An 834-nucleotide genomic window follows, 5' to 3' on the forward strand; every position below is an offset into this window, starting at 1 on the left:
CAATGAACAAACATCACGTTTAAACGCTGTATTTTCGCCATAGTGCGATCATTTCAAACTGAACTAGAGATCAGTACCCAAAAAACAAAAAAGTGTCTCTAAACGCAAATAGAAGCAAATAACACTACATCTATAAGCGATAAGAACGGCTTAACCAAGCGAGTGTCTACGAGCGACAGTCCCAAAATTCGCGCCTCGGCCCTCTGAAAAACCGCTTTTTTAGGTTAACAAACCTAAAAAAGTGAAGTTTAGATGTAGAAATTTGATTCTAGACCGAGCGAAGCGAGCATAAAGCTCTATGAGCGAAGCGAATTCCGAGTTGCCTTTGCTTTTTCTCAAATTCACAACGAAAAGAACCAAAAAATTGCCCCCAGAATCGAGCGAAATCGAGATTCAATAGAGTTTGAGCGTAGCGAAAACCAAGGGCAATTTTGACCAGACGAGGCTTTTAATTATTTTTAATAGTTTTTAATGCTTTTAGACAGGCTGAAATCCTTTGTTTGCAATAGTTTAAGGGGTGATAAAGATAGGTTTAAGGGGTGATAAAGATAGGTTTAAGGGGTGATAAAGATAGGTTTAAGGGGTGATAAAGATAGGTTTAAGGGGTATATAAATAGATAGATTATTGACTATTTAAAATATATGACATATAACCTAGTTAAATGAATTAATAAGCTTCATATCATGACAAATAACAATAAATTAGTTGTTAAAGATAATGCTCTTATCGATGCTTCTTTTAACTTATCACTCATAGAGCAACGTATTATGCTCTTGGCCATAGTTGGAGCTAGAGAGTCTTCTAATCTCACGCCAGATACACCAATAGAAGTG

1 protein-coding gene is annotated in these 834 nt (G+C 36.1%); it reads left to right on the forward strand.

Going from position 1 to position 834, the window contains the following annotated elements:
• Nucleotides 1-684 precede the first annotated feature (684 nt).
• The coding region (locus tag ACLF5H_RS37310; protein ID WP_421680412.1) for a RepB family plasmid replication initiator protein at nucleotides 685-834 on the forward strand (150 nt) is incomplete at its 3' end.

This window comes from Streptomyces sp. LaBMicrA B280, from assembly GCF_049222185.1.
GTDB classification, from domain to species: Bacteria; Actinomycetota; Actinomycetes; order Streptomycetales; family Streptomycetaceae; genus Streptomyces; species Streptomyces murinus.